This is a genomic window from Streptomyces pyxinicus (assembly GCF_024753135.1).
GTDB lineage: Bacteria > Actinomycetota > Actinomycetes > Streptomycetales > Streptomycetaceae > Streptomyces > Streptomyces pyxinicus.
Genome location: NZ_JANUGP010000029.1, coordinates 71277 through 92566 on the forward strand (window position 1 = coordinate 71277; position 21290 = coordinate 92566).

Sequence of the window (21290 nt, forward strand, 5' to 3'; positions counted from 1 at the left end):
TCGCATGACGACGACAGCTATGACAGCGGTGACAGCGACGACGGACGAGCGTGACGTGTACGACGTGATCGTGGCCGGCGCCGGGCCCGTGGGGCTCTTCCTCGGCGGTGAGCTGCGGCTCGGCGGGGCCCGGGTGCTGGTCGTGGAGCGGCTGGCCGAGGTGGACGAGACGATCAAGGCGGGGTCGATCAACGTCCCCAGCGCGGTCGCCCTCTACCGGCGGGGGCTGCTGCCCGAGCTGACGGCGGTGTGGGAGGCGGCACGGGAACGGATGCAGGCGTTCGCCCGTACCCGCAGCGGCACCGGCACCCGCAGCGGCACCGGCACCGGCACCGGCACCGGCACCGGCACCGGCACCGGCATGATCCGGATCCCGCCCAAGTTCGCCGGGCACTTCGCCGGGATGATGCTCGACCCGGACCTCTTCGACGCCTCCGACCCGGCTTGGGCGGACGCCGGCCCCGCCGCCGAGGCCGGTCTCGGCGTGCCGCAGGCCGAGCTGGAGCGCGTCCTCGCCCGGCACGCCGACCGGCTCGGGGTGGAGGTGCGGCGGGGCGTGGAGCTGGCCGGCTTCGAGGCGGACGACGCGGGGGTCACCGTACGGCTGGTGGCGGCCGAGGGAGGCGGCGAGGCCGAAGAGGTGCGCGCCCGGTGGCTCGTCGGGTGCGACGGTGGGCGCAGCACCGTGCGCAAGACCGCCGGGTTCGACTTTCCCGGCACCGAGCCCGAGATCACCGGCTACCAGGCGCTCGTGGAGCTGACCGGGGCCGAGCGTCTGGGTACCGGCTGGAACACCACGGACACCGGGACGTACGCCCACGGTCCGTTCCCGGGGCGGATCCTCGTGGTGGAGTTCGACGGTCCCCCGGCCGACCGCTGGGCCCCCGTCACCGCCGGGGAACTCCAGGCCGCCCTGCGCCGGGTGTCGGGGGTGCCCGAGGTCACCGTCGGCGCGGTGCGGACGGCGACCCGGTTCACGGACAACGCCCGCCAGGTTCCCGACTATCGCAAGGGCAGAGTGCTGCTCGCGGGGGACGCGGCGCACGTGCACTCGCCGTTCGGCGGGCAGGGGCTCAACCTCGGTCTCGGGGACGCGATGAACCTGGGCTGGAAGCTGGCCGCCGTCGCGACCGGCCGGGCCCCGGAGTCGCTGCTGGACAGCTACACCGCCGAGCGGCATCCGATCGGCGCCTGGGTGCTGGACTGGACCCGCGCCCAGATCGCGGTGATGCGCCCGGACCGGCACGCCCGCGCGCTGCGCCGCGTGGTGGACGACCTGGCGCGGACCACCGCCGGCACCACGTACCTGGTCGAGCGGATCTCGGGCATCTGGCAGCGCTACGACCTCCCCGGCGACCACCCCCTGACCGGCGCGAGCGCCCCCGACCTGGCCCTCTCCGACGGCACCCGTCTCGGCGACCACCTGCACACCGGCCAGGCCCTCCTCCTCGACCTCGCCGACGACCCCGCCCTGCGCTCCCAGGCCGAAGGTCACCCCCTCACGGTCCTCACCGTCACCTGCCCGGACCGGCCCGCCCTGAAGGGCCTCCTGGTCCGGCCGGACGGGTTCGTGGCGTGGGCGGCGGGCACGGAGGGCGGCGCCGGGCTGAAGGCCGCGCTCGGGCACTGAACCCCCGCCGTCCCGCGTCCAGGTCACACGGGTAACCCCCATGGGGTTTCCGTGGGGGCGGGCGGCCGGGGAGCACGCCGTACCCTGGCGCGGAGGTCTACGTGAGGAGTACGTGTGCTGGTCCTGCTGCCGCCCTCGGAAGGCAAGGCGAACGCGGGCGAGGGCGCCCCGCTGGAGCTGGGGTCGCTGTCGCTGCCGGGGCTGACCGCCGCCCGGGAAGCCGTGCTCGGTGAGCTGGTCGAGCTGTGCGCCGGGGACGAGGAGAAGGCGCGCGAGGTGCTCGGGCTGAGCGAGGGGCTGCGGGGCGAGGTCGCGAAGAACGCCGGGCTGCGCACGGCGGGCGCCCGCCCGGCCGGGGAGATCTACACCGGGGTCCTCTACGACGCCCTCGGCCTCGCCACGCTGGACGCGGCGGCGCGACGGCGCGCGGCGGACTCGCTGCTGGTGTTCTCCGGTCTGTGGGGCGCGGTGCGGGTGACGGACCGGATTCCCTCCTACCGCTGTTCGATGGGCGTGAAGCTGCCCGGCCTCGGCGCGCTGGCCGGGCACTGGCGGGCGCCGATGGCCGAGGTGCTGCCGGCGGCGGCCGGGGACGGGCTGGTGCTTGATCTGCGCTCCGCCGCGTACGCGGCGGCCTGGAAGCCGAAGGGCGAGGTGGCGGGGCGGACGGCGACCGTACGGGTGCTGCACGCGCCGACCCGGAAAGTGGTCAGCCACTTCAACAAGGCGACCAAGGGGCGGATCGTGCGGAGCCTGCTGTCGGCCGGTGCCGTGCCCGCGAACCCCGCCGAGCTGGTGGCGGCGCTGCGGGAGCTGGGGTACGTGGTGGAGGCCGAGGCCCCGGGCAGGGCGGGCAAGTCCTGGGCGCTGGATGTGCTGGTGGATCAGGTGCACTGACAGCACCCGATCAGGGCGTCGTTGCAGTGTGCGCAACGGGCGTTGCGTTGGGTGCGGCGACTGGGCACGATGAGGGCATGACCTCACCGCTGCCCTCCCCCTCGGCCGCCTCCGTACTGGATCTCGCGCCCGTCGTGCCCGTGGTGGTGCTCGCCGACGCCGCCGACGCCGTACCGCTCGCGCGGGCCCTGGTGGCCGGCGGGCTGCCCGCGATCGAGGTGACGCTGCGGACTCCCGCGGCCCTGGACGCGATCCGCGCCATCGCCGCCGAGGTGCCGGACGCGGTGGTCGGGGCGGGCACCGTGCTCACACCGGACCAGGTGTCGGCGGCTACGGCGGCCGGGGCGCGGTTCCTGGTCAGCCCGGGGTGGACGGAGGCGCTGCTGACGGCGATGCGGGCGTCCGGGGTGCCGTTCCTGCCCGGGGTCTCGACCGCCTCGGAGGTCGTCGCACTGCTGGAGCGGGGAGTGCGGGAGATGAAGTTCTTCCCGGCCGAGGCGGCGGGCGGTACGGCGTATCTGAAGTCGCTGGCCGGGCCGTTGCCGCAGGCCCGCTTCTGCCCGACGGGCGGGATCGGCCCCGCTTCCGCGCCGGAGTACCTCGCCCTGCCCAACGTCGGGTGCGTGGGCGGGAGTTGGATGGTTCCCGAGGACGCGGTGGCGGCCGGGGACTGGGGGCGGGTCGAGGAGTTGGCGCGGGGGGCCTCCCAACTCTGGGTCGCCTGAAGGGCGTTACGGGCGTTACGGGTGTTACTGGCGTTACGGCCGCAGGTGGGACGTGTCGTTGAAGAGGCGCACGCTGGCGTTGCCGTCCGCGTAGTACGCCACCGCCGACAGGGAGGCCGCCGACAGCTCCATGCGGAAGAGGGACTCGGGCGGCGCGCCGAGGGCGAGGCGCACGAAGGTCTTGATCGGCGTGACGTGGGTGACGAGCAGGACGGTACGGCCCCGGTAGGCGGTGGTGAGCTTGTCCCGGGTCGCCGCGATCCGCGTCGCCGTCTCGGCGAAGCTCTCGCCGCCGCCGGTGGGGTGGGCCTCCGGGTCGGCCAGCCAGGCGTTCAGGTCCTCCGGGTGGCGGTCGCGGACCTCGCCGAAGGTGAGGCCCTCCCAGGCGCCGAAGTCCGTTTCGCGCAGGCCCTCCTCGACCGTGACGTCGAGGTTCAGGCGGGCGGCGACGATCCCGGCGGTCTCGCGGGTGCGGGTGAGGGGGGAGGTGACGACGGCCTGGATGGTGCCGCGTCTCGCCAGCGCCTCGGCCGCGCGGTGGGCCTGTTCGCGGCCGGCGGCGGAGAGGGCGGGGTCGGTGCCGCCGCTTCCGCTGAAGCGTTTCTGGGGGGTGAGGGGGGTTTCGCCGTGGCGGAGGAGGACGAGGGTGGCGGGGGCGCCGAGGTCGGGGGCGGCGCTCCAGCCCTGTGAGGGGGCGGTGCCGTGGTCACCGGCGCTGGCAGAGTGCCCGTGACCGGTGTCGCCCGCGGCTACGGCGGCCCGAGCGGCGGACGACTTCGGGGCCGGCTCCGCCGTCGAACCCGACGGCGTCCACTGCTCGCCCTTCGCCCCCGCGTCCATCGCCTCGTTGGCCAAGCGGTCCGCGTGCTTGTTGCGTTCCCGGGGGATCCACTCGTAGGTGACCCGGTCCGCGGGGAAGACCGCGCGGGACTCGGTGGCCAGCGGCTTCATGTCGGGGTGTTTGATCTTCCAGCGGCCCGACATCTGCTCGACGACCAGCTTGGAGTCCATGCGGACGTGGACATCGGCCGTCGGGTCGAGCGCGTGGGCGGCGCGCAGGCCGGCCAGCAGTCCCCGGTACTCGGCGACGTTGTTCGTGGCGACACCGATGTACTCGGCCGCCTCCGCCAGCGTCTCCCCCGTCACCGCGTCGCTCACCACGGCGCCGTAGCCGGCCGGTCCCGGGTTGCCCCGTGAACCGCCGTCCGCCTCGACGATGAACTCCCGCACGCCCAACGCCCCCAACGTCTCCCGCGAACTCCGCCTGCCGGCCCGACGCCTACAGACCCGACTCGGCCGTGCGCACCAGGATGCGGCGGCAGTTCTCGCAGCGCACCACCGTGTCCCGGGCCGCCGAGCGGATCTCGCTCAGCTCGGTGATGGCCAGCTCCTGCCGGCAGCCCTGGCAGGTACGGGCGTACAGCTTGGCCGCGCCGATACCGCCCTGCTGCTGGCGCAGCTTGTCGTACAGCTTGAGCAGGTCGGCGGGGATGGAGGCGGCGACGACCTCGCGCTCCTTCGTGACGGCGGCGGCCTCGGTGTCGATCTCCTCGAACGCGGCGTCCCGGCGCGCGGTGGCGTCGTCGATCTTCGACTGGACGGAGGCGACCCGCTCGGTCAGCTCGCCGGCCCGCTCCTGCGCGCTCTCGCGGCGCTCCATGACCTCCAGCACCACGTCCTCCAGGTCGCCCTGCCGCTTGGCGAGGGAGGCGATCTCGCGCTGGAGGTTGGCCAGGTCCTTGGGCGAGGTGACGGCGCCGGAGTCCAGGCGCTGCTGGTCGCGGACGGCACGCTGGCGCACCTGGTCCACGTCCTGCTCGGCCTTGGTCTGCTCGCGGGCGGTGTCGCTCTCCTCGGTCTGGGCGGCCACCAGCAGGTCGCGCAGCTGGGTGAGGTCCTTGGTGAGCGAGTCGATCTCGGCGTGCTCGGGCAGCGACCGGCGCTTGTGCGCGAGCTGCTGGAGACGGACGTCGAGATCCTGGACGTCGAGAAGGCGGATCTGGTCGGCGGGCGCGGCGTTCAGTTGGGGGCTCCCAGGTTCAGCTAGAGGTGTCAGCCAGCGGTGGTGGACGCCGCGTGGGCGGTCCAGGGGTCGGTGACCGTCTTCGAGACGTGCACGCGCAGGTCCCAGCCGTGGCGGTCGGAGATCTCGTCGAGCTGGCTCGCGGCCAGCTCGCACCAGGGCCACTCGGTGGCCCAGTGCGCCGCGTCGAGCAGCGCGAGAGGACTGTGGGCGACCGCCTCGCTGACCGGGTGGTGGCGCAGGTCGGCGGTGAGGAAGGCGTCGACGCCGGCCGCGCGGACCTGGTCGAACAGGCTGTCCCCGGAGCCGCCGCTGACGGCGACCGTGCGGACGACCGCCTCGGGGTCGCCGGCCACCCGGATGCCCTGCGCGGTGGCGGGCAGCCGCTCGGCGGCGCGGACGGCCAGCTCGGCGACGGTGAGGGGGTGGTCGAGCGCGCAGACGCGGCCGAGTCCCCGGCGGCCCTCGGGGTCGGTCGGGTCCGGCACCAGGGGCCGTACGACGCGCAGGTCCAGGGCGGCGGCGAGGGCGTCGGAGACACCGGGGTCGGCGGTGTCGGCGTTGGTGTGGGCGACGTGCAGCGCGATGTCGTTCTTGATCAGCGTGTGCACGGTACGGCCTTTGAAGTGGCCGGCCGCGACCGTGGTCGTCCCCCGCAGGTACAGCGGGTGGTGGGTGACCAGCAGGTCGGCGCCTAGCTGCACGGCCTCGTCGACGATCTCCCGTACGGGGTCCACGGCGAACAGGACGCGGGTGACCTCCTGGTCGGGGTCGCCCACGACCGTGCCGACCGCGTCCCAGGACTCGGCCCGCTCGGCGGGCCACAGGTTCTCCAGCGCGGCGATGACTTCAGACAGACGGGGCACGGGAAAAGGCTACCTGCCCGTTCGCCGGGGACCTACCGCGTGTGCCGGTACCGGCGGCTCAGCACAGCGGCCCCGGTCACCTCAGGAGAATCGCTTCTGCGCCACCCGTATGTGTGAAGCCGCCGTCGCCCCGTCCCGCGCCCGCGCGTACGAAAACTAGCTTCGTCGCCGGAGGTGACCGAACGATGACGGCCTGTGCGATCGAACCCCCGTCCACGGACGGGTCCGACGGGTCCGGCGGGGCAGACGGGTCCGGTGGGTCCGGCGGGTCCGACGGGACCGACGGGTCCGGCAGGGCAGAGGGGGCAGACGGGTCCGGCGGGACGGCAGGGACGGATGGGACCGACGGGTCCGAAGCGTCCGGCGGGTCCACCCCGTCCGGCGCGTCCGGCCCGTCCGGCCCGTCCGGCGAGACGACGGTCCCGGTGCCGGACCCCGCCCGCGTGCCGGACCCCGCCCGCGTGCCGCACACCACCCGCGCGCCGGGCCCCACCCCCGCGCCGCCCCCCGCCCGCGCGATGGGCGCCGGCGCACCGGTGACGGCGGCGGCCTGCGTCCTCACGGCCGACGGCGCCTACGCCGCCCGGCTCGCGCGGGCCGGCGAGTCCTGGTTCCCGGAGCGCTGGACGCTGGACGGCCCGGAGCCGTACGCGGTGCCGCTGCCCGGCAACCAGCCCGAGGAGCCCGGCACCGAGGTGCAGCCGCTGGCCGACGGCCGGGTGCTGATCCACCGGCTGGTGGCGCGCCGGCACGCCTTCGCGCTGCTCTACCCGACCGGTCCCGGCACCGGCGAAGTGCCGCTGGGCGCGGTGGAGTGCCCCGAGCCCGGCACCCGGCTGACCCTGCTGCCACCGGCGCCGGGGGGTGCCCGGGCGTACGCCCTCGCCGTCGGGCCGCGCTCCAGCGTGGTGTGGCTGGTGGCGGGCGGGGCGTTCGGTCCCGAGCGGCTGGCCGAGCTGCCGGGCCGGTGTACGGGCGGGGTCTGGCTGGACCCGGCCGGGCGGATGCTGGCACTGGACCGGGAGCTGGCCGGGCGCACCAAGACGGTCGTGGTGGACCTGGAGCGCGGCGAGGCCTCTCCGCTGCTCCAGATCACGGAGGGCAGCGACGACCGGCTACTGCTCGCCGACCCGGACAGCGGGCTGCTGCTGATCTCCTCCGACGCGCCCTCACCGGGTCGGGCCCGACTGGGCTGGGGGGTGCTGGGCAGCACCCTGCCGGTGCGCTTCCCGGAGAGCCTGCGGCTGCCGGACTGCGCGGTGACGCCGTTCGCCGTCCAGCCGGGCCAGGTGCTGACGCCGGAGCACTGCGCGGTGGCGCTGCGGCTGGACGGCGCGTTCGGCACCTGGGTGGGCACCTGGCGGCCGGCCGAGCGGCGGGTGGCGCACCTCCCGGCGCCGGTGGGCTGGCTGGCGGGGGCCGGGCTGTGGACACCGGAGGGGGTGCTGCGGCTGCCGTACGCGACACGGGAGACGCCGTGCGGGCTGGCGGACCTGACCGGGCCCAGAGAGATGGACACCGAACCACCAGGAGAGGGCGGGGAGTTGATGGCGGCGGCGGCCGTCTCCGATCCGGTGGCGGCCCGTCCGGTGCCGTTGCAGCAGGCGCCGCTGGGACGGTGTGTAACGAAGTAGTGGCGGTTGGCGTGTGCGCCTGGATTCGCCCCGTGGTACGCCGGTTACACTCGCCCGGCTGTACGAAAGATCATGTTGACGGGGTGAATACGTCCGATGAGCGACACCAGCACGACGGATCAGCTGTCCACCGACTCCCAGGGGAACACCGGCCACGGCCGGCACCGCGGCCCGGTCGCGGCCCAGGAGAACGAGACGGCTCCGCACGGCCGGCACCGCAGGCCGGCCGACCAGCAGACCGAGGCGGCTGCCTGACGGTCGTAGTGGTGGAGGGGGCGCCCCGCGGGGCGCCCCCTCTTTCTCGTTCTCGCACGCGAATTCCTCGTTCTCGCACGCGAGTCGTCAGCCGTCGTACTCCACCACGGTGTCCGCGAGGACGGGCGCGTCCTCGCGCTGTGCGGCGCTCACGGCCACTCGGACACCGCCGCCACGACCGCTCCCCCGCCACATCCGGATCCGCAGGGTCTCCCCCGGATACACGACCCCGGCGAAGCGGGCGGTGTACCCGCGCACCCGGCCCACGTCGCCGTCGAGCAGCGTGTCCACGACCGCCTTCAGGGTCATCCCGTAGGTGCACAGGCCGTGCAGGACCGGCCGGTCGAAGCCGGCGCGGGCGGCGAAGCCGGGCTCGACGTGCAGGGGGTTGGGGTCGCCGGTGAGGCGGTAGAGCAGGGCCTGGTCCTCGCGGGTCGGGCGCTCGACGGTCAGGTCGGGGGCGCCGGCGGGCGGTCCGAGGCGGGTGGCGGGACCCCGGTCGCCGCCCCAGCCGCCCTCGCCGCGTACGAAGACGTGGGCGTCCTCGGTCCACAGCGGGCCGTCGGCGTCGGCCGCGTCGGTGCGCAGGACGAGGACGGCGGCCGTGCCCTTGTCGTACACGGCGGTGAGGCGGGAGGTGACGTGCGCGGTGCCCCGTACCGGGAGGGGGCGGTGCAGCCGCAGGCGCTGTCCGCCGTGCAGCACCTCGGCGAGGTCGACGTCGACGCCCGGCACGGACAGCGCCCTGATCACTCCGGGCGGGCCGCCCCCGGCGACGGTCGCGAAGCTCGGCAGGACGTGCAGCCGGGACTCCAGGGTGTAGCGCAGCTCGGCGGGGTCGGTGGCGGGTACGCCCGCGCCGATACCGAGGTGGTAGAGCTGGACGTCTCCGGGGGCCCAGGTGATCTCGCCGGTGCGGGGGCCGGCGGCGAGGGCCAGGGCTGCGTCGATGGGCATGGGGCTCCTGACGGGATGGCAGCGGCGGGGCGGCCCGGGGGTGGCGGTGGGGAGCGGTGCCCGGGACATTTGTACTGCCCGATCACCGACAACCGCACCTGCCGCCGGCCGGTCCGGTTCCGTACCGTCGATGCGTACACCGGAGGACGGACGCATCGGGGGACACGGACATGGACAGGGACAAGGGCAGGGGCAGGGGCAGGGCGTGGTGGCGGAGCGTGGGCTGCCAGGTGGCCGTCTGGCGGGAGGAGCGGCGGCGGTGGCGGGCCGAGCACGAGCGCTTCAAGGCCGCGCGGCGGGCCGCCCGCAAGCAGGGCGGGCACACGCCGATGGTCGACCCGGGGCCGCCGCCCACCGGCTTCGCCCTGCTGCCCTGGCTGCTGATGGGCCTCGGGTCCTTCTCCAACCTGCTCCAGGGCCGGACCCCGAACCCACTGGTCGGCGGCCTGGGCCTGCTGGCCTTCAACTCCCTCTACATCTACGTCACCTTCCGTTCCTTCGACCGCGAGAAGCGGCAGACGGTCTCCACGCGGGTGGCGCTGGCACTGATGGGCCTGCTGACGACGGGGCTCGCCCTCGGGTACGGCGGCAACTGGCTGATGTTCTTCCCGTTGCTGGGCCTCGCGGCCGGCGCGACCCTGCGCGGGCCGTGGCTGGGCCGGGTCGGCCTGCTGCTGTCGGCGTACGCGGCGGCGGTGTCGTACGTGCGCGGCGGCTGGGACGACGCGACGAACATCGGGTACGCCACCTTCCTGTCCAGCATGGTGACCGCGGCGATCCTGGGCCTGTCGGAGGCGGTACGGGAGCTGCGCGCCGCCCGTGAGGAGCTGGCCCGGCGCGCGGTGGAGAAGGAGCGGCTGCGGTTCTCCCGGGATCTGCACGACCTGCTCGGGCACACCCTGTCGGTGATCGTGGTGAAGTCGGAGGCGGCCCGGCGGCTGGCCGCGCGGGACATGGACGCGGCGCTGGCGCAGATCACGGACATCGAGTCGGTGGGCCGGCAGGCGCTCACCGAGATCCGCGAGGCGGTGAGCGGCTACCGGGAGGGCAGCCTCGCCACCGAGCTGACCCGGGCCCGCTCGGCGCTGGCCGCGGCGAGCGTGGAGGTGGTGGTACGGCAGTCCGGCACACCGCTCGACCCGGCGACCGAGGCGCTGCTGGGCTGGGTGGTGCGCGAGGCCGTCACCAACGTGGTCCGGCACAGCGACGCGGGCCGCTGCGAGATCGACGTCGTGGGCGCCGCCGAGCGGGTCCGGCTCACGGTCACGGACGACGGCACCGGCAAGCCGGCCGACCGCCCGGCCGAGGGCATCGGCGGCACGGGTCTGACCGGCCTCACCGAGCGCCTGGCCGCGGCGGGCGGCTCCCTGACGGCGGGCCCCACCGCCCGCGGCGGCTTCACGGTGACGGCGGAACTCCCGGCCCACACGGAGGAACTGGCGGCGGCCGGGACGGGCTGACCCGCACCGGAGGGCGACCCCGTTCCGCGGCCTTAACGTGGCCCCGCCCCGCAGCCCTAACCTGATGCCGTGGACGACGAGATGACCCGAGAGCCCCGGAGCGGTACGCCGATCCGGGTGCTGCTCGCCGAGGACCAGGGCATGATGCGCGGGGCGCTGGCGCTGCTGCTCGGCATGGAGGACGACATCGAGGTCGTGGCCCAGCTGGCCTCGGGGGACGCCATCGTGGAGGGGGTGCTGACGCACCGTCCGGACGTGGCCCTGCTGGACATCGAGCTGCCCGGCACCAACGGCCTGGACGCGGCGGCCGAGCTGCGGGTGCGGGCGCCCGGCTGCCGGGTGCTGATCCTCACCACCTTCGGCCGGCCCGGCTATCTGCGCCGGGCCATGGAGGCGGGAGCGGCCGGGTTCCTCGTCAAGGACGGGCCGGTGGAGGAGCTGGCGGCGGCGGTCCGGCGGGTGCTCGCCGGGGAGACCGTGGTCGATCCGGCGCTGGCCGCCGCCGCGCTGAGCGCCGGGCCGAGTCCGCTGACCGGCCGCGAGTGCGACGTACTGAAGGCGGCGGTGGACGGGGCGACCGTCGCCGACATCGCCGGCCGCCTCCACCTGTCCGAGTCCACCGTGCGCAACTACCTCTCCTCGGCCATCGGCAAGACCGGCACCCGCAACCGCGCGGAGGCGGTGCGGGAGGCACGGCAACAGGGCTGGCTGTGAGGCACACCGGTCACGTGAGCACCGCTGACGGCGGATCAGAATCCCATCACTTGGTCAAGGATTGATTAGGGGCCCGAAGCAACGGAATAGTTGCCTGTGCATACGAGGTTTACCCGGCACTCATGTCACGCGGGAGGCCTCACTCAATGACCCACACGACGAACGATCGGCCCGACCGGAGGGCCGGCGGGGCCGTGGTCCCGGTGCTCGCCTTCGCGGGCATCGTGGTGGCGGTGATGCAGACGCTGCTCGTGCCGGTCATCAAGGACCTGCCGCAGCTCCTGGACACCGAGTCCAGCAACGCCACCTGGGTACTGACCTCGACCCTCCTGTCCGGCGCTGTCGCCACCCCGATCATGGGCCGGCTCGGCGACCTGTACGGCAAGCGCCGCATGCTGATATCCAGCCTCGCCGTGATGGTCGCCGGCGCCCTGGTCAGCGCGGTCACCAGCCAGCTGCTCACCATGATCGTGGGCCGTACGCTCCAGGGCTTCGCGATGGGCGCGATCCCGCTCGGCATCGGTCTGATGCGGGACATGCTGCCGCGCGAGAAGCTCGGCTCGGCGATGGCCCTGATGAGTTCCTCGATCGGCGTCGGCGGCGGCCTCGCCCTGCCCGCCGCGGCTCTCGTCGCCCAGCACACCGACTGGCACGCCCTCTTCTACGGCGCCGCCGGCCTCGGCGCCGTCGCCATCGCCCTCACCCTCCTCGTCGTACCCGAGTCCCCGATGCGCGCGAAGGGCTCCTTCGACCTGCCCGGCGCGCTCGGCCTGGCCGTCGGCCTGGTGCTGCTCCTGCTGCCGGTCACCAAGGGCAGCGACTGGGGCTGGTCCTCCGGTCTGACCCTCGGCCTGTTCGGCGCGTCCGTCGCCGTGCTGCTGCTGTGGGGCGTGTTCGAGCTGCGGGTCAAGGCGCCCCTGGTCGACCTGCGCACCACCGCCCGCCGCGAGGTGCTGCTCACCAACCTCGCCTCGATCATGGTCGGCGTCAGCTTCTACGTCGTCTCGCTGGTCCTCCCCCAGCTGCTCCAGCTCCCGGAGGCCACCGGCTACGGCCTCGGCCAGTCCATGGTGGCCGCCGGTCTGTGCGTGGCCCCGCTGGGCCTGACCATGATGTTCACGGCACCGCTCTACGCCCGGCTGTCCGCCCGCTACGGCCCCAAGGTCACCCTGATCACCGGCATGCTGATCATCGGTGCCGGCTACGGCGGCGGCCTCGGCCTGATGGACGCGGCCTGGCAGACCATCGTCACCTCGGTGGTGCTCGGCGCGGGCATCGGCCTCGCCTACTCCTCACTGCCCGCCCTGATCGTCGGCGCGGTGCCGGCCTCGGAGACCGGCGCGGCCAACGGCCTCAACACCCTGATGCGGTCCATCGGCACGTCCGTCTCCAGCGCCGTCATCGGCATGGTGCTCGCCAACACGGCGAACGACGTGGGCGGCGTCGCCGTCCCGACCATGCACGGCTTCCGCGTCTCCTTCCTGATCGCCACGGCCGCCGTCGCCGTCGGCCTGCTGCTGGCCCTCTTCCTGCCGAAGGCCGCCCGCCCGGCCCAGCACACGCAGCTGCGGGCGAGCAGCGAGGAGGACGCGAACCTGGAGCGCGCCGAGGAAGTCCTGCGAGGCTTCAGGGGTCGGGTCCTGGACGCCACCGGCGCCCCGGTGGCCCGCGCCAAGGTCACCCTGATCGACCACCGGGGCCGCCAGGCCGGGTCCACCCTCTCCGACGCGGAAGGCGCCTACGCGGTCCCCGTCCCCTCCGGCGGCTCCTACGTCCTGGCGGCCCGGGCCCCCGGCCACGGACCGCTCGCCTCCTCCGCGACGCATCCCGGGGCGGAGCGTGCGGTGGCCCTGGACCTGTCCCTGCCGGGGGCGCCCCTTCCGGGAGAGACGGTCAGCGCGTAGCACCCCTCTGACGGAGCGCCGCTGACGGAGCGCCCCCCTGGTCCGGCCGTACGGCGGGTGCGGCAGCATGGTTGCCGCACCCGCCGTACGCACGACCGAGAGGCCCCCATGCCCGCCACCCCTGACCCCAAGACGCTGGCCGCTTTCGAGGGGGCCAAGGGGTTCATGCCCCTGGACGAGGGGCTGGCGCTGTACGCGGCCGCCGTGGAGGCGGGGAAGCTGGGCCTCCCGCTGCTGGAGGTCGGCACCTACTGCGGCCGGTCCACCGTGCTGCTCGCCGACGCGGCCCGCGCGGCCGGGGTGAGCGCGCTGACCGTCGACCACCACCGGGGCAGCGAGGAGCAGCAGCCCGGCTGGGACTACCACGACCCGGAGACCGTCGACCCGGAGGTGGGCCTCATGGACACCCTGCCGCTGTTCCGGCGCACCCTGTTCCGGGCCGGCCTGGAGGACCACGTGATCGCCCTGGTCGGCCGCTCCCCCCAGATCGCGGCGATCTGGAACTCCCCCCTCGCCCTCGTGTTCATCGACGGCGGCCACACCGACGAGCACGCCACCGCCGACTACGAGGGCTGGGCACCGCACATCGCCGAGGACGGTCTCCTGGTGATCCACGACGTCTTCCCCCACCCCGAGGACGAGTTCACCGGCCAGGCCCCGTACCGCGTCTACCTCCGCGCCCTCGCCTCCGGCGCCTTCACGGAGATCCCGGCGACCGGCTCGCTGCGGGTTCTACGGCGAACGGAGGCGGGGGTCCGAGGCCGCGGTTAGAGTCGCTGACGTGTCCTACCGAGGCCCCGAGTTCGATGTCCCGCAGCCGCGTCGGTTCCGGCACGGTCCGTTGGCTGTGGCGCTGGCCGTGTTGGTGGCCGGTGCGCTGCTCGGGTGGCTGGTGTACGAGGGGGTGGGCGGGGCGGACGGCTCCCCCCGAGCGGCCTCGTCCGCTCCGGGTCTCTCCGGTGACGACGGCAAGCGGGGTGCCGACACCTCCTCGGCCGCCGGGGGCGGGGCGCTGCGGGGCAAGGTGGTCGTGATCGACCCGGGGCACAACCCGGGCAACGTCCGGCACCCGGCCGAAATCAACCGGCAGGTGGACATCGGCACGAACCGCAAGGAGTGCGACACCACCGGGACGTCGACCAACGCCGGTTATCCGGAGGCGAAGTTCACGCTCGATCTCGCTCACCGGCTGCGGGTGCTGCTCCAACGGGAGGGTGCCACCGTGAAGTTGACGCATGACGGGGACAGCCCGCCGTGGGGGCCCTGTGTGGACGAGCGGGCCCGGATCGGCAACGCGGCGCACGCGGACGCGGCCATCTCCCTGCACGCCGACGGCTCGGCGGCCGGCAACCGGGGCTTCCACGTGATCATGCCGGGTGCGGTGCACGCCGGGGCGGCGGACACCCGGAGGATCGTCGGGCCCTCGCACGAGCTGGGGACGCGGCTCAAGGGCGCCTTCGCCCGCGAGACCGGCGAGGCGCCCGCCGACTACCTCGGCGAAGGTACCGGTCTTGTCACGCGCACGGACCTGGGTGGTCTCAATCTGTCAAAGGTTCCCAAGGTGTTCCTGGAGTGCGGCAACATGCGCGACAGCACGGACGCGGCACTCCTGACCAGCGGGGCCTGGCGGCAGAAGGCGGCGCGGGGGATCTCTGAGGGAATCATGAGTTTCCTGCGCGAGTCCTGACCGACGGGCGGAACCGGCCGGACAGCCCGATTGTGCGAACGATAGTGTTCACCGACGACGAGACGACCTACGAAGGACCTTTGAAGTGAATATCCGCTCCCTCACTAGAGGCGACGGCGTGGTGATCGGAGCAGCGGTGGTGCTGTTCATCGCGTCGTTCCTCGACAACTACTCCTACGACGTCCAGGGCATCGACAGCATCGACCTGCCGAGTCTGTGGGCGAGCGGTCCGGTCCTGATGAGCGTCGTTCTGGCGGGGATCATCGGCGCCGTGCTCATCGTCCTCACTCGTGTGCTGCCGCAGTCGGCGCCGCGCAAGGTCGCCGGCCTGGAACTCGGGCAGTTCGGTGCCGCCTTCGCCGTGTTCGCGGCGTGGAGCGCCCTGGGCAACGTCATCGACCCGGCGGGTGGCGCGAACAACATCAGTACCGTGTCCCGTTCCGGTCCGGACGCCGGCACCGGTCTCATCCTCGCCCTGATCGCCACGCTGGTCATGGCGGCCGCCGCCATCGCCACCCCCCTGGTCCCCGCCCTCCAGGCGTCCCTGATCCCGGCCCCCAAGCCCGCCGCCCCGAGCCCCTACGGCGCGCAGCCGCAGGGCGGTTACGGCTACCCGGGCGCCCACCAGCCGCAGCAGCCCTACGGCGCTCAGCCGGGGGCCGGGCAGCCGTTCGGGCAGCCGCAGCCGCAGCCGCAGTCGGCCGCCCAGGGTGCGCCGGCGCCGCAGCCGGCCGCCGCGGCGGACTTCTCGCCGTTCTGGTTCGCGGTGCCGGTGACCCGCCCGCTGTTCGCGGAGGACGGTTCGCAGAACCCGATCGCCGAACTGGCGCCGGGCACCTGGTACCTGGCGGTCGAGCAGCGCGGTGCCGCGCTGGTCGCGCAGACCCAGGACGGCCGCCGCGGCGTGCTCCAGGACACCTCCGGCATCCAGCGCGGCTGACGCCGTACGCCGCGCCGTGGCAACGGCCCCTCACCCTTCGCGGGCGGGGGGCCGTCGTCGTACCCGGTGAGTGCCGCGGTCGGGTCAGCCCTTGGTCAGCTGGGAGGTCGAGGGCACCTTGTCCTTGACCGGGGCGCCGGCATCCTTACCGGCGTCCTTGACCTTGTTGATGATGTCGTCGAAGGAACCCGCCGCGTTCTCGTCGCCCTTGCGGAGCTTGGACGGCAGGTTCTTCAGGGACTCGATGCCGGCGGTCAGCGGTGCGAGCGCCTTGGACAGCAGGGGGTCGCCCTTGGCGTTCTTCTGCGCGGCCTTGAGCCGGTTGTAGGCGAAGGCACCGGCGAGGCCGGCCTTGACCAGGGCCAGCTTGCGGCCGTGGGCGCCCTTCTTGAACTTGCCGGCCTTCCACGGCTTGACGATCCACTGGTAGGTGGCGCCGGCCGCGAGGCCCGCGTTGGCCACGAACCTGGTCTTGGCGAACTTCTGGCGTTCCGCCGAGGTACTGGGACTGGGGGTGGCCTCCAACGCCGCCGCGGCGGCCGTCGCTCTGGTGTCGGTGGTACTGCTGCCGGTGGTGCCGCTGCCGCACGCGGTGGCTCCGGCCACCAGGGCACAGCACAGAGTCAGCGCCACACAGAGACGCCGTATCGGTACAGGCACGGGGTCCTCCCGACGTGTCTTTTCCACGTGTGTGCTTCCTACGGCAGCGTCACTCCGACGGACTAGGCGCGCCACTCGGGAGCGCGGGACCGGGGCAGCGGCCCTGTTTCAGCCGCCGAGTTGCGGCAATCCGCTTTCCATGTCTCGATATCGCACGGGAGCGAATCAGGCCGGCACGGTCATAGCGGTCGTCGCCGACGTCATGGCCTTCATCCTGGGGCTGTGGATCCTGATGTACCTGTTGGACGCGAACCGGGCGAACAGCCTGGTGCAGTTCGTCCATGACGCGGCCTCCTGGCTGGCCGGGTGGTCGCACGACCTGTTCACCTTCGACGAGGCCTGGGCCCGGGTGGTCGCCGGGTACGGGCTCGCGGCCGTGGTCTATCTCTTCGTGGGCCACGCCATCGCCAACCGCATGCAGCGCCACTGAGCCCTCCCCCGAGGGCTCACGGACCTCGAAGCGCGCTCAGGCGCAGCAGTCGGGGTCCAGACCGGACGGCAGGTGCTCCCCGCCGAAGACGGCGCAGGTCGCCTCGTGACCGCCGAGCGCGGCCACGGCCAGCAGCAGGGAGCCCGCCGTCCAGGTCGTCAGTTCGCGCGGCCAGACGGCGCCGTCCTCGAAGACGTAGCCCGTCCAGTAGAGGCCGGAGTCGGGGTCGCGCAGGTGCTGGATGGACTGCAGGATCTCCAGGGCCCGGTCGGACTCGCCCACCACCCACAGGGCCAGGGCGAGTTCGCTGGACTCGCCGCCGGTCACCCACGGGTTGGGCACCACGCAGCGCACACCGAGGCCGGGGACGACGAACCGGTCCCAGGACTCCTCGATGCGGGCCTTGGCCTCGGCACCGGTCAGCGCGCCGCCGAGGACCGGATAGTACCAGTCCATGGAGTAGCGGTCCTTGTCGAGGAACCGCTCGGGGTGCCGGCGGATCGCGTGCCGCAGCGCACCGGCCGCCAACTCCCAGTCCGGCTGCGGCTCTTCGCGCTGCTCGGCGATGGCGAGGGCGCAGCGCAGGGCGTGGTGGACGGAGGAACTGCCGGTCAGCAGCGCGTCGGTGGCGGCCGTACCGTCGTCGTCGCGGCGCCAGCCGATCTGCCCGCCGGGCTGCTGGAGGCGCAGCACCCATTCCACGGCCGCGTACACGCTCGGCCACATGCGGTCGAGGAACGTGTCGTCGCCGGTGGAGAGGTAGTGGTGCCAGACGCCGACGGCTATGTAGGCGACGAAGTTGGACTCGCGGGCGCGGTCGGTGACGTCGTCGTGGGCGCCGTCGGCGTAGGCGGCGTACCAGGAGCCGTCCGGGTTCTGGTGCCGGGCGAGCCAGGTGTAGGCACGCTCGGCGGCCTCGTGCTCGCCGGCCGCGTCCAGGGCCATGGCGGCCTCGGTGTGGTCCCAGGGGTCCAGGTGGTGGCCGCGGAACCAGGGGATCGCGCCGTCCTCCCGCTGCACGGTGAGCAGGCCGGTCACGGTGGCGGCGGCCTGCTCGGCGGTGAGGACCCCGGGCAGGACGAGGTGTTCTGTCCGGGGCGTGGTCACCGGGCGTCCACCCGGGGCAGGTGGGGCTTGGTCGCGTAGGCCACGAAGCTCTTGCCGATCAGCGGGTTCAGCGCCCGCTCGGCGACCCGGGTGGCCAGCGGCTTCTTCATGATGTCCCAGACCAGCAGCTTGTGGTACGCCTGCACCGGCAGCGCCTTGTCGTTGTCGACGCCGAACGCGCACTTGAGCCACCAGTACGGGGAGTGCAGGGCGTGGGCGTGGTGGGTGCCGTAGGGCTTGAGGCCCGCCTCGCGCATCCGGGCGAGGAGTTCGTCGGCCCGGTAGATGCGGATGTGGCCGCCCTCGACCTCGTGGTAGGCGTCGGACAGCGCCCAGCAGACCTTCTCGGGGCCGTAGCGGGGCACGGTGACGGCGATCCGGCCGCCCGGCTTGAGGACGCGGACCATCTCGGCGAGGACGCCCTTGTCGTCGGGGATGTGCTCCATCACCTCGGAGATGATGACGACGTCGAAGGACGCGTCCGGGAACGGCAGCGCGAGGGCGTCGCCCTCCATGGCGGTGGCGGTGGCGCCCTCCGGTGCCTCGCCGGCCTCCTTCATCGCCGCGAACCACTTGGCGACCTCGCGGATCTCCTCGCCGTTCTGGTCGAGGGCCACGACCTGGGCGCCGCGCCGGTAGCACTCGAAGGCGTGCCGGCCGGCCCCGCAGCCGAGGTCCAGGACACGGTCGCCGGGGGCGAGCGGGAACCGGGTGAAGTCGACGGTCAGCACGTGGCCCTGCTTTCGGGGTAGACGCCGGTGTCACTCGTGGAGGCCGCGGGGGTCGCGGAGGCCGTGGAGGCGACGCTCGGGGCGGCCGGGGCCCGGCCGGGCTCGGGGCTCACCGGGCCCACCGGGTTTACGGGGCTTGCGGGGCGCCGGTCGCCGGGGGCGGCGGAGCGGGCGATGGCCTCGCGGTAGCGGGCGACGGTGCCCTCGGCGGCGCGCGCCCAGGTGAAGTGCCGCAGCACCCGCTCCCGGCCGGCCCGGCCGAGCCGGGTCCGCAGCTCCGGGTCGCCGAGCAGCCGGCCGAGCCCGGCGGCCAGCGCGCCCGCGTCGCCGGGCGGTACGGCCAGACAGGTCTCGCCGTCGCGGCCGGCGACCTCGGGGATGGCGCCGCCGGTGGTGGCGACCAGCGGGGTGCCGGTGGCCATGGCCTCGGCGGCGGGCAGCGAGAACCCCTCGTACAGCGAGGGCACGCAGGCGACCTCGGCGGAGCGGATCAGGTCGACCAGTTCGGCGTCGGAGATGCCCTTGACGAACTCGACGGCCCCGGCGAGGCCGTAGCGCTCCATCGCCTGGGCGACCGGGCCCTCGGTGGGCCGCTTGCCGACGACGACGAGGTGGGCGGCCGGGTGCTCGGTGCGCACCTTGGCCAGCGCCTCCACCAGGAAGACCAGGCCCTTGAGGGGCACGTCGGCGCTGGAGGTGGTGACGATCCGGCCCGGCACCTGCGGCACGGCCGGGTCCGGCGCGAACAGGCCGGTGTCGGCGCCGATGTGGACGACGTGGACGCGGTCGCCGGCGACGCCGAGGTGGTCCACGATCTCCTGCCGGGAGGTGCCGGAGACGGTGAGGACGGCGGGCAGGCGGCGGGCGACGCGCTTCTGCATCCGGGTGAAGGCGTACCAGCGGCGCACCGAGTAGCGGCGCTGCCAGGTGCCGGCGGCGTCCAGCTCCAACTGCCGGTCCACGGTGATGGGGTGGTGGATCGTGGTGACCAGGGGGGCGCCGATGTCGCCCAACAGGCCGTAGCCGAGCGTCTGGTTGTCGTGGACGACGTCGAACTCGCCGCGCCGGGCGCGCAGATGGCGGCGGGCGCGGAGCGAGAAGGTCAGCGGCTCGGGGAAACCGCCGGTCCACATGGTGGCCACTTCGAGGGCGTCGACCCAGTCCCGGTACTCGTCGCGCTTCGGGGTGCGGAAGGGGTCGGGCTGGCGGTACAGGTCGAGGCTGGGCAGCTCGGTGAGGGTGAGGCCGGGGAGCCCCTCGTCGAGGACGGGGTAGGGCTGGGAGCCGATGACCTCGACACGGTGGCCGAGACGGGCGAGTTCGCGCGAAAGGTGCCGTACGTAGACGCCCTGGCCGCCGCAGAACGGGTTCCCCTTATAGGTGAGGAGAGCGATGTCGAGCGGTCGCCCGCCGTCGGCGGCGGGTTCCTGGCCGGCACCCGCACCCCGGGCTTCAGCGGTCACTCCGGTGCCCCCTTCTGCCTGCGACCCGAGCGAGACTACGACGGGACGCTAATGTAGAACAAGTTTCAGACTTGATCATTCGAGAGGCTCCGAATCTACCGGCAGGTAGGAGCGCTGGGAGCAGTGGATCAGGTGATTCACGCCACGGCCCGCCGCCCCGCCGCGCGCTTCGGTCACCTGCCCTGCCGACGCCCTCACCGACTGTCACGGACGGGACCCATGCCTGCGCGATCCAAGCTGCAAGCCGGCGCGGCCCGGCCCGCGTCCCCGCTCACCGAGCGGCAGGAGGCCCGCCGCCGCGGCATCCTGCGCGCGAGCGCCCGGCTGGCCGGCCGGGGCGGCTTCGACGCGGTGCAGATGCGCGAGGTCGCGGAGTGCTCGCAGGTCGCCCTCGGGACGCTGTACCGCTACTTCCCGTCCAAGGTGCACCTGCTGGTCGCCACCATGCAGGACCAGTTGGAGCACCTGCACGGAACGCTGCGCCGCCGGCCACCGGCGGGCGCCACGGCCGGGGAACGCGTCGCCGAGACCCTGATGCGCGCCTTCCGCGCCCTCCAGCGCGAGCCGCACCTGGCCGACGCGATGGTCCGCGCCCTCACCTTCGCCGACCGCAGCGTCTCCCCCGAGGTCGACCAGGTCTCCCGCCAGACGACGGCCATCATCCTGGACGCGATGCGCCTGGACACCGCCCCCACCCCCGGACAGCTCTCCGCGATCCGCGTCATCGAACACACCTGGCACTCCGCCCTCGTCACCTGGCTCTCGGGCCGCGCGTCCATCGCCCAGGTCCGGACGGACATCGAGACGGCTTGCCGGTTGATCGACCTGGAGGACACCGCGGTACGGCTGTGACGAGGGTGTGACGGGGGCGGCTTGTTCCCGGTCGGCGCACTGGTGATGATGGGGCCCATGTCTGAACACGGGGGCGGCTCAGGCGAGTCACCGCACATCGAGGTTCCCAGGTCCCGGCTCGCCGAGTACGCGGAGCTGGCCACGCCTTCGCAGGAGCAGACGGACTCGCCGCCGGACGACGATACGCCCGCGGACTGTCGGCAGGGCGCGTCCGGAGACTCGGGGGCGCTCCCCGAGGGCACGACGGCAAGGGCCCGCAGGAGGGAATTCGCCGCGCTGCTGGGCGAGTTCCGCCGTACCGCTGTCCTGGTCCCGCTGGGTGACGGCCCGGGGCCGGTGGAGGAACGCGGACTGC

The 21290-nt window shown here is 73.7% G+C and carries 21 protein-coding genes and 1 pseudogene; 14 read left to right on the forward strand and 8 right to left on the reverse strand.

Going from position 1 to position 21290, the window contains the following annotated elements; translation table 11 throughout:
* Positions 1-4: 4 nt before the first annotated feature.
* The 3 genes from NX794_RS29300 (at position 5) to eda (ending at position 3252) form a co-directional block, all read left to right on the forward strand.
* Positions 5-1630 carry an FAD-dependent monooxygenase gene (locus NX794_RS29300; RefSeq protein ID WP_258782323.1) on the forward strand — a complete coding sequence of 542 codons (1626 nt, stop codon included), beginning with the start codon at positions 5-7 and terminating at the stop codon, positions 1628-1630.
* A 114-nt stretch (positions 1631-1744) separates the two neighbouring features.
* The gene (gene yaaA / locus NX794_RS29305; RefSeq protein ID WP_258782324.1) at positions 1745-2527 is read left to right on the forward strand and encodes a peroxide stress protein YaaA; all 783 of its coding nucleotides are present in this window, start codon (positions 1745-1747) and stop codon (positions 2525-2527) included.
* Positions 2528-2604: 77 nt separating this feature from the next.
* Positions 2605-3252: a bifunctional 4-hydroxy-2-oxoglutarate aldolase/2-dehydro-3-deoxy-phosphogluconate aldolase gene (gene eda, locus NX794_RS29310; protein WP_258782325.1), complete on the forward strand. Its 648-nt coding sequence runs from the start codon at positions 2605-2607 to the stop codon at positions 3250-3252.
* Between the two features lie 33 nt (positions 3253-3285).
* Here eda and NX794_RS29315 read toward each other — a convergent pair whose 3' ends face one another.
* Genes NX794_RS29315 through NX794_RS29325 form a run of 3 tightly spaced genes read right to left on the reverse strand, consistent with a single transcriptional unit; the run spans position 3286 to position 6141 of the window.
* Positions 3286-4482: a bifunctional RNase H/acid phosphatase gene (locus NX794_RS29315; RefSeq protein ID WP_258782326.1), complete on the reverse strand. Its 1197-nt coding sequence runs from the start codon at positions 4480-4482 to the stop codon at positions 3286-3288.
* A gap of 49 nt (positions 4483-4531) precedes the next feature.
* Positions 4532-5275 carry a zinc ribbon domain-containing protein gene (locus tag NX794_RS29320; protein WP_258782356.1) on the reverse strand — a complete coding sequence of 248 codons (744 nt, stop codon included), beginning with the start codon at positions 5273-5275 and terminating at the stop codon, positions 4532-4534.
* A 29-nt stretch (positions 5276-5304) separates the two neighbouring features.
* Positions 5305-6141, reverse strand: coding sequence for a Nif3-like dinuclear metal center hexameric protein (locus NX794_RS29325; protein WP_258782329.1), 837 nt, complete (start codon positions 6139-6141; stop codon positions 5305-5307).
* Between the two features lie 518 nt (positions 6142-6659).
* On the opposite strand from NX794_RS29325, the gene NX794_RS29335 reads away from it, so the two are divergent.
* Positions 6660-7775: a hypothetical protein gene (locus tag NX794_RS29335; RefSeq protein WP_258782357.1), complete on the forward strand. Its 1116-nt coding sequence runs from the start codon at positions 6660-6662 to the stop codon at positions 7773-7775.
* A gap of 96 nt (positions 7776-7871) precedes the next feature.
* Positions 7872-8030, forward strand: a complete 159-nt coding sequence (locus NX794_RS29340) for a hypothetical protein (RefSeq protein WP_258782330.1) — start codon at positions 7872-7874, stop codon at positions 8028-8030.
* A gap of 87 nt (positions 8031-8117) precedes the next feature.
* On the opposite strand, the gene NX794_RS29345 is transcribed toward NX794_RS29340, so the two are convergent.
* A complete protein-coding gene (locus tag NX794_RS29345) occupies positions 8118-8987 on the reverse strand; it encodes a MaoC/PaaZ C-terminal domain-containing protein (protein WP_258782331.1) in 870 nt (289 codons plus the stop codon).
* Between the two features lie 170 nt (positions 8988-9157).
* Between NX794_RS29345 and NX794_RS29350 the strand changes: the two genes are divergently transcribed.
* The 6 genes from NX794_RS29350 (at position 9158) to NX794_RS29375 (ending at position 15692) form a co-directional block, all read left to right on the forward strand.
* Positions 9158-10447 (forward strand): sensor histidine kinase, encoded by a 1290-nt coding sequence (locus NX794_RS29350; RefSeq protein ID WP_258782333.1) that lies wholly within the window; start codon positions 9158-9160, stop codon positions 10445-10447.
* An 81-nt stretch (positions 10448-10528) separates the two neighbouring features.
* A complete protein-coding gene (locus tag NX794_RS29355) occupies positions 10529-11161 on the forward strand; it encodes a response regulator transcription factor (protein ID WP_258782359.1) in 633 nt (210 codons plus the stop codon).
* Between the two features lie 146 nt (positions 11162-11307).
* Positions 11308-13065: an MFS transporter gene (locus NX794_RS29360; protein ID WP_258782334.1), complete on the forward strand. Its 1758-nt coding sequence runs from the start codon at positions 11308-11310 to the stop codon at positions 13063-13065.
* A gap of 108 nt (positions 13066-13173) precedes the next feature.
* Entirely contained in the window at positions 13174-13836 is a 663-nt protein-coding gene (locus NX794_RS29365; RefSeq protein WP_258782336.1) for a class I SAM-dependent methyltransferase, read from the forward strand.
* Positions 13837-13846: 10 nt separating this feature from the next.
* Entirely contained in the window at positions 13847-14752 is a 906-nt protein-coding gene (locus NX794_RS29370; RefSeq protein WP_258782337.1) for an N-acetylmuramoyl-L-alanine amidase, read from the forward strand.
* Between the two features lie 85 nt (positions 14753-14837).
* Positions 14838-15692 (forward strand): DUF5336 domain-containing protein, encoded by an 855-nt coding sequence (locus tag NX794_RS29375; RefSeq protein WP_258782338.1) that lies wholly within the window; start codon positions 14838-14840, stop codon positions 15690-15692.
* Between the two features lie 84 nt (positions 15693-15776).
* On the opposite strand, the gene NX794_RS29380 is transcribed toward NX794_RS29375, so the two are convergent.
* The gene (locus tag NX794_RS29380) at positions 15777-16352 is read right to left on the reverse strand and encodes a hypothetical protein (RefSeq protein ID WP_258782339.1); all 576 of its coding nucleotides are present in this window, start codon (positions 16350-16352) and stop codon (positions 15777-15779) included.
* A gap of 139 nt (positions 16353-16491) precedes the next feature.
* On the opposite strand from NX794_RS29380, the gene NX794_RS29385 reads away from it, so the two are divergent.
* Positions 16492-16782: a hypothetical protein gene (locus NX794_RS29385; RefSeq protein WP_258782342.1), complete on the forward strand. Its 291-nt coding sequence runs from the start codon at positions 16492-16494 to the stop codon at positions 16780-16782.
* Between the two features lie 36 nt (positions 16783-16818).
* Here NX794_RS29385 and NX794_RS29390 read toward each other — a convergent pair whose 3' ends face one another.
* The 3 genes from NX794_RS29390 to NX794_RS29400 are packed head-to-tail and all read right to left on the reverse strand — an operon-like array spanning position 16819 to position 20083.
* The gene (locus tag NX794_RS29390) at positions 16819-17889 is read right to left on the reverse strand and encodes a prenyltransferase/squalene oxidase repeat-containing protein (RefSeq protein WP_258782343.1); all 1071 of its coding nucleotides are present in this window, start codon (positions 17887-17889) and stop codon (positions 16819-16821) included.
* Positions 17886-18620 (reverse strand): class I SAM-dependent methyltransferase, encoded by a 735-nt coding sequence (locus NX794_RS29395; RefSeq protein WP_258782344.1) that lies wholly within the window; start codon positions 18618-18620, stop codon positions 17886-17888. The genes NX794_RS29390 and NX794_RS29395 overlap by 4 nt, the downstream gene beginning before the upstream one ends.
* Complete coding sequence (locus NX794_RS29400) at positions 18614-20083, reverse strand: glycosyltransferase family 4 protein (protein ID WP_258782345.1); 1470 nt, start codon at positions 20081-20083, stop codon at positions 18614-18616. The genes NX794_RS29395 and NX794_RS29400 overlap by 7 nt, the downstream gene beginning before the upstream one ends.
* 219 nt (positions 20084-20302) lie before the next feature.
* Between NX794_RS29400 and NX794_RS29405 the strand changes: the two genes are divergently transcribed.
* Both NX794_RS29405 and NX794_RS29410 read left to right on the forward strand, forming a co-directional pair.
* Positions 20303-20935 carry a TetR family transcriptional regulator gene (locus NX794_RS29405; protein WP_258782346.1) on the forward strand — a complete coding sequence of 211 codons (633 nt, stop codon included), beginning with the start codon at positions 20303-20305 and terminating at the stop codon, positions 20933-20935.
* Positions 20936-20992: 57 nt separating this feature from the next.
* A pseudogene (locus NX794_RS29410) lies at positions 20993-21290 on the forward strand (hypothetical protein); the annotation flags it as partial.

Bases quoted from the DNA above. Each gene is read 5' to 3' on its own strand.
- NX794_RS29300 (WP_258782323.1), top strand. From the start codon at position 5: ATGACGACGACAGCTATGACAGCGGTGACAGCGACGACGGACGAGCGT.
- eda (WP_258782325.1), top strand. From the start codon at position 2,605: ATGACCTCACCGCTGCCCTCCCCCTCGGCCGCCTCCGTACTGGATCTC.
- NX794_RS29335 (WP_258782357.1), top strand. From the start codon at position 6,660: ATGGGCGCCGGCGCACCGGTGACGGCGGCGGCCTGCGTCCTCACGGCC.
- NX794_RS29340 (WP_258782330.1), top strand. From the start codon at position 7,872: ATGAGCGACACCAGCACGACGGATCAGCTGTCCACCGACTCCCAGGGG.
- NX794_RS29345 (WP_258782331.1), bottom strand. From the start codon at position 8,987: ATGCCCATCGACGCAGCCCTGGCCCTCGCCGCCGGCCCCCGCACCGGC.
- NX794_RS29350 (WP_258782333.1), top strand. From the start codon at position 9,158: ATGGACAGGGACAAGGGCAGGGGCAGGGGCAGGGCGTGGTGGCGGAGC.
- NX794_RS29355 (WP_258782359.1), top strand. From the start codon at position 10,529: ATGACCCGAGAGCCCCGGAGCGGTACGCCGATCCGGGTGCTGCTCGCC.
- NX794_RS29360 (WP_258782334.1), top strand. From the start codon at position 11,308: ATGACCCACACGACGAACGATCGGCCCGACCGGAGGGCCGGCGGGGCC.
- NX794_RS29365 (WP_258782336.1), top strand. From the start codon at position 13,174: ATGCCCGCCACCCCTGACCCCAAGACGCTGGCCGCTTTCGAGGGGGCC.
- NX794_RS29385 (WP_258782342.1), top strand. From the start codon at position 16,492: ATGTCTCGATATCGCACGGGAGCGAATCAGGCCGGCACGGTCATAGCG.
- NX794_RS29405 (WP_258782346.1), top strand. From the start codon at position 20,303: ATGCCTGCGCGATCCAAGCTGCAAGCCGGCGCGGCCCGGCCCGCGTCC.